13 protein-coding genes and 1 pseudogene are annotated in these 13,615 nt (G+C 68.8%); 1 reads left to right on the top strand and 13 read right to left on the bottom strand.

The genetic code is table 11. From position 1 onward, the window contains the following. Nucleotides 1-858 (top strand): N-acetylmuramoyl-L-alanine amidase (locus tag ADBZ5U_RS09450; RefSeq protein ID WP_526264717.1); only part of this gene is annotated, 858 nt, incomplete at its 5' end. Here the strand turns inward: ADBZ5U_RS09450 and eccA are convergent. From eccA to ADBZ5U_RS09385, 13 genes and pseudogenes are all read right to left on the bottom strand, one after another. After that, entirely contained in the window at nt 842-2,707 is a 1,866-nt protein-coding gene (eccA, locus tag ADBZ5U_RS09445) for a type VII secretion AAA-ATPase EccA (RefSeq protein ID WP_526264715.1), read from the bottom strand. The two genes, ADBZ5U_RS09450 and eccA, sit on opposite strands and share 17 nt — an antisense overlap. A 3-nt stretch (nt 2,708-2,710) precedes the next feature. Beyond that, the gene (gene eccE, locus ADBZ5U_RS09440; protein WP_526264713.1) at nt 2,711-4,261 is read right to left on the bottom strand and encodes a type VII secretion protein EccE; all 1,551 of its coding nucleotides are present in this window, start codon (nt 4,259-4,261) and stop codon (nt 2,711-2,713) included. Continuing rightward, entirely contained in the window at nt 4,258-5,760 is a 1,503-nt protein-coding gene (gene mycP / locus ADBZ5U_RS09435) for a type VII secretion-associated serine protease mycosin (protein ID WP_526264711.1), read from the bottom strand. The genes eccE and mycP overlap by 4 nt, the downstream gene beginning before the upstream one ends. Beyond that, the gene (gene eccD / locus ADBZ5U_RS09430) at nt 5,742-7,223 is read right to left on the bottom strand and encodes a type VII secretion integral membrane protein EccD (protein WP_526264709.1); all 1,482 of its coding nucleotides are present in this window, start codon (nt 7,221-7,223) and stop codon (nt 5,742-5,744) included. The genes mycP and eccD overlap by 19 nt, the downstream gene beginning before the upstream one ends. Next, nucleotides 7,223-8,158: pseudogene (locus tag ADBZ5U_RS09425) on the bottom strand (MinD/ParA family ATP-binding protein); the annotation flags it as partial. The pseudogene ADBZ5U_RS09425 and the gene eccD, both read right to left, overlap by 1 nt. Nucleotides 8,159-8,251: 93 nt before the next feature. Next, nucleotides 8,252-9,085, bottom strand: coding sequence for an ESX secretion-associated protein EspG (locus ADBZ5U_RS09420; RefSeq protein ID WP_526264707.1), 834 nt, complete (start codon nt 9,083-9,085; stop codon nt 8,252-8,254). Between the two features lie 83 nt (nt 9,086-9,168). After that, a complete protein-coding gene (locus tag ADBZ5U_RS09415) occupies nt 9,169-9,456 on the bottom strand; it encodes a WXG100 family type VII secretion target (RefSeq protein ID WP_526264705.1) in 288 nt (95 codons plus the stop codon). A 27-nt stretch (nt 9,457-9,483) separates the two neighbouring features. Beyond that, nucleotides 9,484-9,789: a WXG100 family type VII secretion target gene (locus ADBZ5U_RS09410; RefSeq protein WP_526264703.1), complete on the bottom strand. Its 306-nt coding sequence runs from the start codon at nt 9,787-9,789 to the stop codon at nt 9,484-9,486. Nucleotides 9,790-9,927: 138 nt separating this feature from the next. Next, on the bottom strand, nt 9,928-11,193 hold the full coding sequence (locus tag ADBZ5U_RS09405; protein WP_526264701.1) for a PPE domain-containing protein: 1,266 nt from the start codon (nt 11,191-11,193) through the stop codon (nt 9,928-9,930). 9 nt (nt 11,194-11,202) lie between these two features. Further along, nucleotides 11,203-11,502: a PE domain-containing protein gene (locus ADBZ5U_RS09400; RefSeq protein ID WP_526264699.1), complete on the bottom strand. Its 300-nt coding sequence runs from the start codon at nt 11,500-11,502 to the stop codon at nt 11,203-11,205. A 210-nt stretch (nt 11,503-11,712) separates the two neighbouring features. Beyond that, a complete protein-coding gene (locus tag ADBZ5U_RS09395; RefSeq protein WP_526264697.1) occupies nt 11,713-11,880 on the bottom strand; it encodes a hypothetical protein in 168 nt (55 codons plus the stop codon). A gap of 148 nt (nt 11,881-12,028) precedes the next feature. Further along, nucleotides 12,029-13,480 carry a glutamate synthase small subunit gene (gene gltD / locus ADBZ5U_RS09390; protein WP_526264695.1) on the bottom strand — a complete coding sequence of 484 codons (1,452 nt, stop codon included), beginning with the start codon at nt 13,478-13,480 and terminating at the stop codon, nt 12,029-12,031. Beyond that, the coding region (locus tag ADBZ5U_RS09385; RefSeq protein WP_526264719.1) for a hypothetical protein at nt 13,473-13,615 on the bottom strand (143 nt) is incomplete at its 5' end. The genes ADBZ5U_RS09385 and gltD, both read right to left, overlap by 8 nt.

The following is a 13,615-nucleotide window of genomic DNA, read 5'->3' as shown; positions in this document are numbered from 1 at the left end:
TATCACACCATGACGCTGGGCTGGTGCGACATCGCCTACAACGCCCTGGTGGACAAGTACGGGCAGGTCTTCGAGGGCCGCGCCGGCGGAATCACCAAGGACGTCATGGGTTCTCACACCGGCGGCTTCAACAGCGACGTGTGGGGCGTTTCGATGATCGGCAACTTCGAGGACGAGCCGCCGCCGGACATCCTGACCAAGACCGTCGGCCGCCTGCTCGGCTGGCGGCTGAGCCTGGACAAGGTCGACCCGCTGGGCATGGTGAACCTCAAGTCCGCCGGCGGCCAGCACACCGTGGTGCCCGGTGGACGGGTGGTGGAACTGCCGGAGATCTTCGCCCACCGCGATGTCGGCAACACCGAATGCCCGGGCACCCAGGGCTACGCCACCATGGCCCAGATCCGCAAGCTGGCCGCCAATTTCAACCGACCACCGGATGTGACCGAGTCGTTGCAGGGTGGTGCGATCCTGGCCCGCTGGGAGTCAGGCGGCGGCGAAGCCGGCCCGCTGGGCAAGCCGATCTCACTGGAGGCGGCCGGGGATGGCACGACCCGTTACGCGAATTTCGAGCGCGGCGCGATGTACTGGTCACCGGCGACCGGCGCCCAGCCGCTCACCGGCGCCATCTACACGGCGTGGGCGTCGCTGGGTTACGAGCGCGGCGCCCTGGGCCTGCCCACCAGCGGCGAGATCGCCGAGCCGGAGTGGATCGTGCAGAACTTCCAGCACGGGACGCTGAACTTCGATCGCCAGACACGCAACGTTGTTCGGGTGATCGACGGGGTGGACCTGGTGCTGCCGCCGCCGCCCGCCGACGGGCCGCCGACGCAGTTGGAGCGGTTCAGCCGGGTGCGCTGAACCCCAGCGACACGTTCTTCTCCGCGCAGGCGGCGGACACCGCGGCGAGGATGTCCTGGGCGCGCAGTGTCTCGAGGTCCGCGAGGGTGACCGAGCCCTTGTCGGTGCGGTTCTGCGCGGCGACGCGCGAGTCCCGCAACCGCTCCGCCCGTTCCACCACATTGCGGGCGAATCGGCCGTTCTGCATCAAGTCGACCCCGTGCGTGCCGTCCGCGGCGACGAAGGCCCGCAGCTTCTGGCAGGCCGCGTCGAGCGCGGTGCGGGCATCGCGGTCCAGCACGGTGGCGCGCGGAGCGCCATAGCGGGCCGCGATCTCCACCAGGTCCCCCGGGCTGTAGGACTCGAACCGGAGCCTGCGGTTGAAGCGACCCGCCAGACCGGGATTCACCTTGAGGAAGTCATCGACCTCGCGCTCATAGCCGGCCCCGATGAAGCAGAAGTCGAACCGGTGCGCCTCCAGGGCGACCAGCAACTGGTTCACGGCTTCCATCCCTATCATGTCCGGCCGGCCGTCGTGATGCCGCTCGACCAAGGAGTAGAACTCGTCGAAGAACAGGATGCGTCCGAGCGAACGGTCAATCAGCGCATTGGTTTTCGGCCCGGAGGATCCGATGTGCTCGCCGCAGAAGTCGGAACGCTTCACCTCGATGATCTCCGGATTCCGGACGATTCCGAGACCCGCATAGATCTTGCCCAGCGCCTCGGCGGTGGTGGTCTTGCCGGTGCCCGGCGGCCCCACGAGCAACATGTGGTTGGTCTGGTTCGTCACCGGCAGGCCGTGCGCCAGGCGCAGGGCCCGAACTTCGATCTGGTCCTCGATCTCAGCGACGGCGCGTTTCACTTCGGCCAGGCCGACCTGGTTGTCCAACAGCGCGCGGCCTTCGGCCAACAACTCTGCCCGGCGTCCCCTGTTGTCCTCGTCGGCGCGCGCATCCTCGGACTGCTCGGTTGAGACATCCCACTTGTCGGTGCGGCTGTTGATCGACTCCTCGTCGGTGACCACCAGTTGCACCCGCGGATCGGACAGCGCCTGCCTGGCAGGCTCGGTCAGCGCCCCGTTGACGGTCGCCCTGGACAACCACACCTGGGCCCGCGTCTCGTCCCCGAGTTGCCGGTGGGCCATACCGCGGATGTAGGCGAGGTCGGCGGCGATCAGCGGAAACTCCACCGGATCTACCACCGCCACAACAGAATCGAGCAGGCTGCGCCGGGCGGCCGCAGGCGCGGGGGGATCCGAGCGCAGTTCGATGCGGTCGGCCCAGTCCAGGGCAACGCGGGCCTGCCCGAGGTGTGCCGCGGCATGACCGGCCAAGGCGTTGGTGCCGGCCGTCACCGCAGTCATGATCACCGCCTGCGCAGGCAGGACTCGGGCGGCCTCGGCGATGACGTCCGGCCAGCGCTGCGTGGCGAACATCAGGTAGGCACGCACATACTGGCGCCACTGGTGATTCTCCCAGCCGTCCAGCAGCGCCGGATCGTCGAGCAGTGCGGCGGCCTTGTCGAATTGCCGGTCGTCGATGAGAGCGCTGGCCAGTGCGACTCCGGCGTGGGAGGCCTCGGTCACCGTGATGGACAGATAGGGACCGGCTTTGGCCGGCGCAGCCAGAGTGGTGCCGAGTCGATTCGTCTCCCGGTGCAGACGGGCGCCGAACCCGTTGAGTTGCTCGAGTGTCGACAGTTCCTCGTCACCTGCGGCGATCCGGCCCAGCCACGCATCGGCCATCGTCGGATCGGTCTCGGTGGCCTCGCTGAAGAGCCGGCGCGCTGCGGCCGGATCCTTCGTCAGCACGGACATCGCCTGGTCGAAGTATCTGCGAGCGCTGACCGTCGAGACTCCTCCGCTGGTCATGGACTAGTCCGCCATTTCCAGCTCAGCCCCGACCGATCCCGAATCTCTCGAGACGTAGAGGTTCTCCGCGCGGAAGAACTCAACTGCCACGTCGTAGGTGCGGCCCGCTGCGGTCACCTCGACGGTCTCCGGTCCGGTCTGGGAGATCACCACGTCCGCCGCCGGGTGGGTCCCGGCCCCCGGTGCACCGACGGAAATCACGGTGTGTGGGCGGGGGGCCGGTGCCAGGGTTCCGTCGGTGACGCTGACGGTGGTGCCCGGGGCGGGGCGCGGATGTTCGATCACGGCGACGTGCGGCATCCGGACGGTGTCCCAGCGTTGCAGGTTGGTGGTGTGTACCGTGACGCGCTCCCCCGCCCCGGCGGCCCGGACGATGATCCGCTTGGCGATGGCGTCTTCGGCTGCGATGTGTACCCGGCATTGCTCTGCGGGATCGGACAGGGGCAGTGCCAGACGGTCACCGTCTCGTGTTTTTCCGAGCAGAACGCCGGAAGGTCCGACCGGGATGACCACTGATCGCGGAAGCGGACCGCGGGCCACCGCGCGAAGCCGCGGTCGCGGTCCGCAGAGGTTGGCCGCCGATGCCTGCGCCTGTTCACCGGGAAGTGGCTGCAGGACAACGGCCGGCGGTGCGGTGGGCGGCTGAGCGGTCCGGATGGTGAGTGTCGCGGTCGCCGTCCCGTCCGCTGACAGGGTGACGTTCTGGATGATCCCGTCGGCACGAAGCGCCCATGCCTGCGCCAGCGTCTCGGTGTTGACGTCGTCCGACCGGTAGGCGTACGTGGTCTGCCATCCGGCTCCGCCGCGTACGCTGTTCCAACGCCGGTTGCGCGGCTCCAGCGCGTCGGAACCCATCCGGTTCTCGAACTCGAGGATGTCGGTTACGGTCGCGACCCTGGCGCGAATCCCGTTGCGGCGTAGCAGGAAGGAGATGCGCTGCGCCGCAGCCAGCGTTGCGGCGCCCACCGTGGTGCGCCATCGTAGGGCGTCACCGTTGTCCAGGGCACTCATCCTGATGACCAACCAGGTTTCCCGCTGTCCCGCGTACGGCGGGGTTCCGATCAGCGTGTCGTACACCCGCGGGTAGTCCCCGGTCGGACGCCGGCGCGCTCCGGAGCTGACCACCGAGATCGACTCGAGGGTCAGTCCCAGGCTTTGGCGCATCGCGGGGATCAGCCCTGCGATGTCCACCGTGTCGTCCGTCTCGATCCCGGCCGATCCGGCGAAACGGCTTGCGCAATGAGGCCGGCCCATAATCTGCACCGCGGCGACGGCAATCCCGTCCTGATAACGGACTCCTCCGCCGGATCGGTCATTGGCGACCGTGACCGGCTCGTTCAGGACGATAGGGCGGTTGCGGCCGAGGTAGAGCCCGAGCCACGACCACAGCGGCTGACGGCGCCAGGGCACGACGCCGAGTAGCAACCCGACGATCAGGCCTGCGGCCACGCCGGTGTAACCGCCCCAGCCCCAGCCGAGCACCACTGCGGTGAAGACGCCGGCGATGAGAATGAGGTCCGTCATCGCGCCGGCGATGAGAATGAGGTCCGTCATCGCGCCCTCCTCGCCCGGGAAACCAAGCCGGACAACATCACTGCGGCGACGACGACGCCGGCGAATCCGATCGCCACCGTGCGGGCACGGTGATCAGGTGGCCGCGGGCTCGGCGGCGGCGACAGCACCCTGCTCCGGGCGATGACGGCCACCCGGTCGCCGGGCGGGACATCAAAGGTGAGCGCCGCAACCGGATCGACGACGCCGTAGCCCACCTGGTTGTCGACCCCCCGCGCGGGATTGTGCGCGGTCTGCAGGATCCGATTGATCACCTGATGGGCGCTCAATTGCGGGTATTTCGCCCTCACCAGCGCGGCGACCCCGCTGACGTAGGCGGCGGAGAAACTGGTTCCCCAGAACGGGATGTCCCTCTCTCCCGGTCGCACTGCCGGATAGGCATTGGCCGGACCGCCTTGCGGCGAAAGCCCCATGATCTGCACGCCGGGGGCCGCCGCAGCGACCCACGGTCCGGCAAGGCTTTTGGTCAACGGTGCACCGGTGGTGTCGACGGCGCCCACGGACAGCACGTGATCGGTGAACCAGGATGGCGACGAGACCGTCTTGACCTGCCGCCAGTCGCGCGGGTCGTCGGCGTCCAGTGGACCAGACGCCGGATTCTCGGCGCAGCCGTCCTCGCCCTCGTTTCCGGCCGCGGCGACGACCACGGCGTCCTTGACGGCCGACGCGTACCAGACTGCCGCGCCGATGGACCGCTGGTCGAGCGGGTCGGCTGCCGAAACACACGCCGTGACACTGACATTGACGACTTTGGCACCCAGATTGGCTGCGTGGACGATGGCCCGCGCGAGAGTCGCCACCGTGCCGGCCTTGCGCCGCGCATCCATGTCGCCCGGTCCGGGGCTCTCCGGCTCGAACGCCCTGGAGGACTGTCGTATCGAGATCACCGTCGCGTGCGGGGCAACGCCTGCCACGCCGTCGGGGGCGGCCGGCGGGGTCGGGGAGTCGGCCGGCGGGGGTGGGACCTGTACCACCGGCGAGCCACCGGAAGGCGGCGGGAACGCGGGCGTGGGCGGGAGCGGCGCGGGCATCGGCGAGCCTGATGGCGCCGCGGAGATCACCGATGCGACCACGGTCCCATGCGCGTCGCAGTCGGACAGACCGTCGCCGCCCATGACGTAGTCACCGCCCGGCACCACCCGAAGCCGCGGGCTCGGGGTCACCCCGGTGTCGATCACGGCCACCGCGACTCCGTTACCGGTCGAGTACTGCCAGGCCTTGGTGATATTGAGCATGGTGAAACCCGGCGCCGGCAGACCCACGTCGGGTTCGGCAACAGTGATGGTGCGGGCGCAGACGTTGCTTTGCCGCATTGCCTGCTCGGGCCCCGGATGATCGTCCGCAGGAACCAGCGCGGGATCGATGCGTGGCGGCTCGATCGCCGAGGCCGTCGGCGCGTTGGACAGCGTGCCGGTGAGGACGACGGCCATGGCAAGCGCGAGGATTCGGCTCCCACCCCGGGTCATCGCATCCGCACCCATGCGAACAACCCCCCGACCCAGGCGGCCAGCGGGAGCGCCACGACGATCGCCGCCAACTCCAGCCACTCGGCGACCATCCGGACCAGCGGCGTGAAGCGGGTCGCTGGTACGAGAAGGGCTGCGGCGAGGCCGGCGGCCGCGAAGGCCACCAGCACCAGGACTCCCCACCACAGGGGCGCGACGGCCTCGGCCGGATAGGACAGCACGTACCGCACAACACCGGCGCATACCGCCGCCGCCGCCCCGCACACCAGGGCGACCGCCTGCCGACGGTCGGTGAACGCCCTTGCCCGGCTGATGTAGATCGCGACGAAAAGCACGGCGACGATCAACGCCCCGACGCCGCGCGGCTCGCCCGGCATCAGCGTGGTCCACACCGCCGCGGGCAGGGCTACCGCCGCGGCGACACATATCCCGGTCAGGACGCTGTTGGCACGCCGGGCGGCCGCGGCGATCACCGACCCGCGGGGTGTGACATCGAGGTCCGGGTCGTCCTCGACGTCGTCGTCCACAGGTGCGACCGCGTCGACCGGCATGCCGTCACCGCGGCGGAACACGTCCCGGCCGGTGATGGAACCGAAGTGCGGTGGACGGATGCCCGCCACCCACAGCGCGATCGTCGGCCCGGTTGTCAAGAGGATGAGTAATCCGACCAGCGTGCAGATCCCGAGGCGCTGCGCTGCAACCGGTTGCCACATCCGCACGGCGGCATTGAGTCCGCCTATCGCACAGAGGGTTACGACGGTGGCGGCGGCGGTCAGGTACCTACCGCTGACCGCGACCAGCCCGCAGATCAGGACCGCCGCGGCAAGACCGGCCACGAAGAGGTGGGCCCCGCCGACCGCACCCGGTGTCGCCGCTGCGGCGCCGACGGCCAGTAGCGGCGTCGCCAGCCAGGCCAGCCCGCCGGACAACTGCCATTCATCTGGCCACCATCGCCATACCGCGAACGCGCCGAAGGCGACCGCGGCGCCGAAGACGAGGATCGTCGACGCGACGACCCATGAGCCGGTGTGCATCCGGGTGTGGACCGCCAAGGCGACAGTCGTGAGGACAACCATGCCGAGGATGCCCAGTGCCGTCATCGCCGCGGTATGGGCGGTGACGGGGGTGAACAACTTCTTGCCGATATCAGCCAGGCCGCTGGATAAGGACTCGCATTGCGGCTCGAACGATTCCCCGGGCTCTGCCGCGACCAGGACCAGAGCGTCGCCGTCTTCGATGCCGAGTTCGTCGAGCGTCTTGGTGACATCGAGGCGGGTTCCGTTCGCGCGCTGCAATTCATACGCGACACCCGTGTCCAGCGCGACGGCGCCGCGGCGCTTCAAGTCGTCGTCGAGCAGTGCGACGATGTTGTCCAGAAAGACCTCGACCGGTACCGACGCCGGATACACCTGCGAGACGACGTGTTCACCGCAGACGACGGCGACGGCGCAGCGGGCCGGGAATGAGACCTTCGCCATCAGTGCGGCCTGTCGGCGTCCGGCACGTACTTGTCGGCGAGGGCTGCAGTGATCTCGAAGAGTCGGAGACGGGTCTTCTTCTGCAGTTCGTGTGCGGTGTCGATGATGCCGCCCTTGGCCAGATGTGGGTCATAGGGCATGAACTCGACGGTCGCACCGGACTGACTGAACCTCTCGGTCAGGTAGTCGCGGGCGTCCTTTCCGTAGCCGTTGCGGCTGTCGTTGAGAACGACCGTGCTCCGGGAAACCAACTCGTGGTACCCCATCGAACGCAACAGGTCGATGGCCCGGGTCACCGGAAGCGAGGTGTCGGCGGTCAGGCCGGAGACGAACACCAGAGCGTCGCAGGCGTCCAGCACGGCTTTCATCACCGGATGCTCCAGGTCGTCGGAGGTGTCGATCAGGATGACGTTGTGGGTGCGGCGAAGTCGCGACAGGACGCCGCTGAACATGGCCGGCGCGAGCGGCCGCGGCTGGTCCGAGGCGCGATTTCCGGCTAGGACGTCAAGGCCGATGGCGTTCTGCCCCAGGTGTTCCCGGACATCGGCGTAGCCCTGCACGTCGGTGTCGTTGAGTATGGCCGCGTAGTCTCCGGGGGGCGCCTCGTCGATGCGGCCGGCGAGTGTCCCGAACCCCGGCGCGGCATCGATGGCGACGACGTTCTCGGGCCGGCTTTCCCGGAAGACCCCGCCAACGCAGGCGGTCATCGTCGTCTTACCGACGCCACCCTTGCCCGAAACGAAGGCGATCACATACTGCTTGCGGATGTGGCGCCGGATGCGTTCCCGAAGTTCGCGATAGTGACGTTCCGCCGGAGACTCACCCGGGTTGATCGTCTTGCCCGAGACGTTGTAGGCGAACTTGCGCCATCCCGAACCCGGTGGGATCTTCCTGGGTGCCACCATGTCTGAGATGCGCAGCGTTCCGGAGACGGACACCGGCACCTTCCGGTTGTACGGCGGCGCCAAAGGCGGTTCCCGGCGGACCGGGTCGTCGGAGCGCGACTTCTCCTTCCGGCGATCGGTCACCTAGACAACCTTTCTGTGTGAATGCCACTGGTTCCGTGCCGGCAGATTTCGCAGCATGGCGAGCACGGCGGCGGAGATGTTCGGACCCGATCCGGGGCTGACGATCATCCAGGACCTCCCGGCGCGCTTGACGTGCTCGGACACCAGCCGGCCCCGGGGGGTGTCGATGATCGTGACGGCGCCCGATTCGATGTGAGCGCGCGTCGGCCCGGCGCCGGCGCCGGCCTGTATCGCCACGGCGGCGGCCTGGGCGGATCGGCCCCGGTCGGCGGCCAGGGTGAGGGTGGCGATCTGATCGCTGTCGAATCCGCGGTCGACCAGGAAGGCGCGCAGGCTTGCCGGGTCCTTCACCGCGCCGAGGATGTCGACGGCGTCGATGGTCGCGGGCTTGAACGAGGCGGGTGCCATCGCCCCGCAGAGACGTCCGATCTGGGCGCTGATCAGTAGAGCTGCCGACCGTTCACTCGTAGCGGTGCCCGCGCCGCCGAGCCGAACCAGGTTGCCGTACCGCTCCAGGCTGACCCACCACTGCGCGAAGCGGGCCAGCAGAATGCGCTCCGGCTCGGTGTCGGCCGCGGGGGTCTGGACGTACAGCAGAACGGCGAGGTCCCGTCGCGACAGCACCGTCAGCCATTCCATGACGGTTTCGTCCACCGTGCCGGCCGCGTCGATGACGCCCGTCGTCCGCAATTCCTCGGCGGCGGGGTGATCAAGCACCGTCCCGCGCGTTTCCACGCTGGGCAGGTGCGGGCGCAGACCGAGTTCCGGTGCGAGCACTTCGATACCTGTGAGCACCTGCAGTGCCCACAGCCCGTCAAGAGACGTCGTCAGCATTCGGGTCCTAGGAGAGGTTGAAGGTTCACCGACAGCCGGCGGGGCGCACTGTTGCGCGCCCCCCCGGCCTCATGCCGTGCGGCTCAGAACAGGTTGCTCATCTGCATGTCGGTGGCGTGGGCGCCCTCGTTGACGCTGCTGATGGTCTGGCCGTGCCGGCTCACCGTGTTGATGAGGCCCTGCAGGCCGTGCAGCATCTGCGTCTGCGCCTCGTGGAACGACGTCGCAGCCGAGCCCTGGAAGAAGTCGGCGATCGCGTTGGTGCGCTGCTGGATGTCGTCGTGGATTTCCATCAGCTGGGCCGCACGGGAACCCACGTCGGAGGCGAAGTCGGCGACGGCGGAGTGGTTGTAGGTGATGTTGCCGGACATTGGGCGTTCCTTTCGGGTATGGACGGATCAGGCGTTCGCGGCGAAACCGGTGAGGCTGTGGGCGGCGTCGACCTCGTGCTGTTCCATCAGCGAGGCGGCCTGGCTCAGGCCGTGCGCCAACCGGGTGCCACCGGTGATGGTCTGCTGGAGATCGGCGTTGATCTGCGCGGCGGTGTTCACCGACGCAAGGGAGGCCTGGCCGCCCCAGACGGCCGAGCCGAGACCCTCGTGGTGGCTGAGGTAGCCGTTGGCGATTGCGGTGGCGTGCTGCAGTGCGGATTCGATGGCCTGCTGGGTGCTTCGCAGCACCTCGGGTGTGACGACGAGGGTCATTCGTTCCTATTCCTTTGCTGAGTTGTTGATGTCGGTCGTGCGACCAAGGGATTACCGAGTATTCGACGGGACGGCGAAGCTGTCACTTCACCCTGTGGCAAACATCGTTCCGCTACACCCCCCGCGATTTCGCATTTGCTACGTCGAGTTCCCGTCTCGCCGTTCACCCGGCAGCGAGATCCGCGCGCGGAGAACGTTGTCCTTGCCGCTTTCATCTTTGCTGGTGCCCAGCATCCCGGTCGGGGCAGGCGATATCGGAACGGCCCCACCTGCCGTTGTGGTGGGTCCGCGCAGTTCTGCCGCACTCAGGAGCCCGCTCTTGAGGCTTGTCGGCCTGCCGCTGTTCTCCGGGGCGAAGCTGCTGTTGGGTCGGGTGTAACTGGTGAGCCCGGCGCCGGGGACGCCGCCGGCACCGACGCCACCGACACCCGGTCCGGCACCGCCCGCACCGGCGAAGCCCGGTCCACCGGTTCCCGCGCCACCCCCGGCGCCGGCGCCGAATTCGGCCGCGATCCGGGCGGCGAGCATCCCGGCCGGTATGTCGGCGGCTTCGGTCAGTCCGCCCTCGGATGGCGCGCCGAGCCGGCCCGGCATCGACTGGGGAAGGCCGGACAGGCTCTGGAAGGCCTGCCAGGGCGCCTGGAACATCCCCGCCGGCGGCTGCGGGACCGATTGCAGGGGCTGGATCGCCGACGTCGCCAGTCGGCCCACCTGACCGGCTGCCTCCGCCGGCGCCGCGCCGCCCTCTCCGGCCATCCCGGCGATCTGGCCGGATTCCTTCAGGGCCTCTCCGGCCGCGGCCTGGCCGGCCGTCTCGGCGAGCGCCGCGGCGGCCGATGCCGGGGCGGACGGCGACGCTCCGGGCGGGGCGAGCGGCGGCGGGACCGCCAGCGCCGGCAACAGTGCCGTCAGGGCCGATCCGTAGGCGGCTCCCGTGCTTGCGTTGTGCGGCCAGTGTTCGCCGAAGTACTCCAGGTCCAGTGCCACGATGGCCGGCGTCAACGCGCCCAGGACCAGCGGGTTGATCGCCACGTCGGCAGCCTGTTCGGCCCGGTTGGCCAGCGAGACCGCCGCCGGGATCATCGTCGAGACCGCGGTCTCGTATGCCGCGACCGCACTGGCCGCGATCGGCGGCTTCTCCTGGATCCAACCCGCGAGCAGGTGCAGGGAGCTGTTCAACCCGGTGGCCGTACCCGCCGATGCGGCGCCACCCAGGCCTTCGAAGTCCAGCGCCGTCGCCGCCGTGTTCAGTGTCGACACCGACGCGGCCATCTCAGTGCCCGCCATCAGGGCCTCCCAGGCCGCGGCGCTGGCCAGTGTCGTGCCGGCTCCAGCCGCGCCCGACCCGACCAGCCTGAGGTAGTTGGCTTCGGGAGGCGACGACGGCCACGCGGGATCCGGCATGGGTCGGCGTCAGAGCGCGAGTGCGGTGTTGTTGACGGCTTCGGCGGCCGTGTAGGTCGCTGCCGCGAGGTCTTGCGAGCCGGCGAACATGGCCCGGTTGGCCGAGTGCTCGCCGGCGGTGCCGATGTAGGTGGCGCCGGCGGCGTTGAGCGCTGCGGCGAACTCGATCGAGTCCAAGTCGGCGCCCATCGGCATGACCGCGGTCAGCGCCGCCGCTGCCGCGGCGGCGGCCGAAGCAATCTCCGCCGAGACCGCCCCCTCTGCAGTCGCCGACGCTGCGACCGTTGCTGTGTTGACATCGAGAACCACCTGTAGCCCCTCCCCTTGACGCACGCCCGAAAACAGCGGACCGGACTCATGGTAGGTGTGCTGTTGAAATCTGTCGAGTCGATCAAATGTTGCTTCAGCAAACACCTTCGTGACCGCACCCGAGCACGGCGAAGCCGAGGGGTCAAGTCGATCTGCAGTTAGCTGTGGACGGTCGCGCCCGAATGCACCGGACAGTCGGCGCGAAAGGGATTAGAAGCCGTTGAACCCGTACATCATCAACTCGTCGGCGGTGACGAGGCGTTCCTGCTCGGCGGGGAACTCACGGCTCTTGGCCGGCGGGTGGGCCAGTAGGGACAGGGCGATGCGACCGACGCGGGTCCGCAGGATCGGCGTCGAGATCGGACTGTTCAGGTTCACGAGGGGTCTCTCCTGCGGTCGACAGCCATTGGCAACCCGGGGAGCGCGGTATCGCGCAGCCCCATTCCAGCAATTAGAACTTAATTGCCACCAATGGCGAGGGAGGCACGCCGTCGCAGGTCGTACGTTTCTGGTGTTACCTATGGGGCTATTGTTGCGGCACCGCGGTCGGGGCGATGGGCGCCGGCAAAGCTGTGTGTCCCATCAGGTAACGGTCGACGCCGGCGGCCGCGGCGCGTCCCTCGGCGATCGCCCACACGATCAGCGACTGCCCGCGGCCCATGTCGCCGGCCACGAACACACCCGGCACCGAGGTCTCGAAGTCCGCGTTGCGGGCGACGTTGCCGCGGTCGGTGAGTCCCACGCCGAGGTCGCTCAGCAGGCCCGGTTTCTCGGGTCCGACGAAGCCCATCGCCAGGAAGACGATGTCGGCGTCCAGGTCGAACTCGGAACCCTCCACCTTCTCGAACTTGCCGGCCGTCATCACCACCTCGTGCGCACGCAGGCCGGTGACCCTGCCGTCCTCGCCGAGGAAACGCTCGGTGTTGACCGAGAAGACGCGTTCGCCGCCCTCTTCGTGGGCCGAGGACACCCGGTAGATCAGCGGGTAGGTCGGCCAAGGCGTGGAGGGGTCCCGGTCGGCGCCCGGCTTCGGCATGATCTCGAACTGGTGCACGCTGGCCGCGCCCTGCCGGTGGGCGGTGCCCAGGCAGTCCGCCCCGGTGTCGCCGCCGCCGATGATGACCACGCGCTTGCCCTCGGCGGTGATCGGCGTCTCGTCCAGATCGCCGACGGCCACCTTGTTGGCCCACGGCAGGTACTCCATCGCCTGGTGGATGCCCTCGAGTTCACGCCCCGGGATCGGCAGGTCCCGCCAGTCGGTCGCCCCGCCGGCCAGCACCACCGCATCGAAGTCCTCCCGCAGTTCCGCGGCGGTGACGTCGACGCCGACGTTGACGCCGGCCCGGAACTTGGTGCCCTCGGCCTCCATCTGCTCCAGGCGGCGGTCGATGTGGCGCTTCTCCATCTTGAACTCGGGGATGCCGTAGCGCAGCAGGCCGCCGATGCGGTCGGCGCGCTCGAACACCGTCACGTCGTGGCCGGCACGGGTGAGCTGCTGGGCGGCCGCCAGCCCGGCCGGGCCGGAGCCGACGACGGCGACGGACTTGCCGGTCACCAGATGCGGCCGGTTGGGGGTGACCCAACCCTCGTCGAAGGCGTTGTCGATGATCTCGACTTCGACCTGCTTGATGGTCACAGGGTCGGAGTTGATGCCCAGCACGCAGGACGCCTCGCACGGCGCCGGGCAGAGCCGGCCGGTGAACTCCGGGAAGTTGTTGGTGGCGTGCAACCGCTCGGCGGCATCCCTCCACCGGTCCTGGTAGACCAGGTCGTTCCACTCGGGGATCAGGTTGCCCAGCGGGCAGCCGTTGTGGCAGAACGGGATTCCGCAGTCCATGCAGCGCGACGCCTGCTCCCTGAGGGTCTCAGGCTGAAATTCTTCGTAGACCTCGTTCCAGTCCCGCAACCGCAGCGGGACCGGGCGTCGCTTCGGGGTCTGGCGACGGGTGTGCTTGAGGAAGCCGCTCGGATCAGCCACGGGATGCCCCCATGATCGCCTCGTCGACTTCGGAGCCGGTGGCGCCGGACGCCACGGCCTCGGCGATGGCTTGCAGGACGCGCTTGTAGTCGCGCGGCATCACCTTCACGAAATCCCCTGCCTGTCGTGGCCAGT

This window comes from Mycobacterium sp. (genome assembly GCF_040398885.1).
Lineage (GTDB): Bacteria > Actinomycetota > Actinomycetes > Mycobacteriales > Mycobacteriaceae > Mycobacterium.
Note: the sequence above shows the minus strand (reverse complement) of the source record. Positions and strands in the feature narration are given on the sequence as shown.

Excerpts from the sequence above, each read along its gene's own strand:
- ADBZ5U_RS09405 (WP_526264701.1), bottom strand. The coding sequence starts at position 11,193 with ATGCCGGATCCCGCGTGGCCGTCGTCGCCTCCCGAAGCCAACTACCTC.
- eccE (WP_526264713.1), bottom strand. The coding sequence starts at position 4,261 with ATGACGGACCTCATTCTCATCGCCGGCGCGATGACGGACCTCATTCTC.
- ADBZ5U_RS09420 (WP_526264707.1), bottom strand. The coding sequence starts at position 9,085 with ATGCTGACGACGTCTCTTGACGGGCTGTGGGCACTGCAGGTGCTCACA.
- ADBZ5U_RS09415 (WP_526264705.1), bottom strand. The coding sequence starts at position 9,456 with ATGTCCGGCAACATCACCTACAACCACTCCGCCGTCGCCGACTTCGCC.
- ADBZ5U_RS09410 (WP_526264703.1), bottom strand. The coding sequence starts at position 9,789 with ATGACCCTCGTCGTCACACCCGAGGTGCTGCGAAGCACCCAGCAGGCC.
- mycP (WP_526264711.1), bottom strand. The coding sequence starts at position 5,760 with ATGGGTGCGGATGCGATGACCCGGGGTGGGAGCCGAATCCTCGCGCTT.
- eccD (WP_526264709.1), bottom strand. The coding sequence starts at position 7,223 with ATGGCGAAGGTCTCATTCCCGGCCCGCTGCGCCGTCGCCGTCGTCTGC.
- eccA (WP_526264715.1), bottom strand. The coding sequence starts at position 2,707 with ATGACCAGCGGAGGAGTCTCGACGGTCAGCGCTCGCAGATACTTCGAC.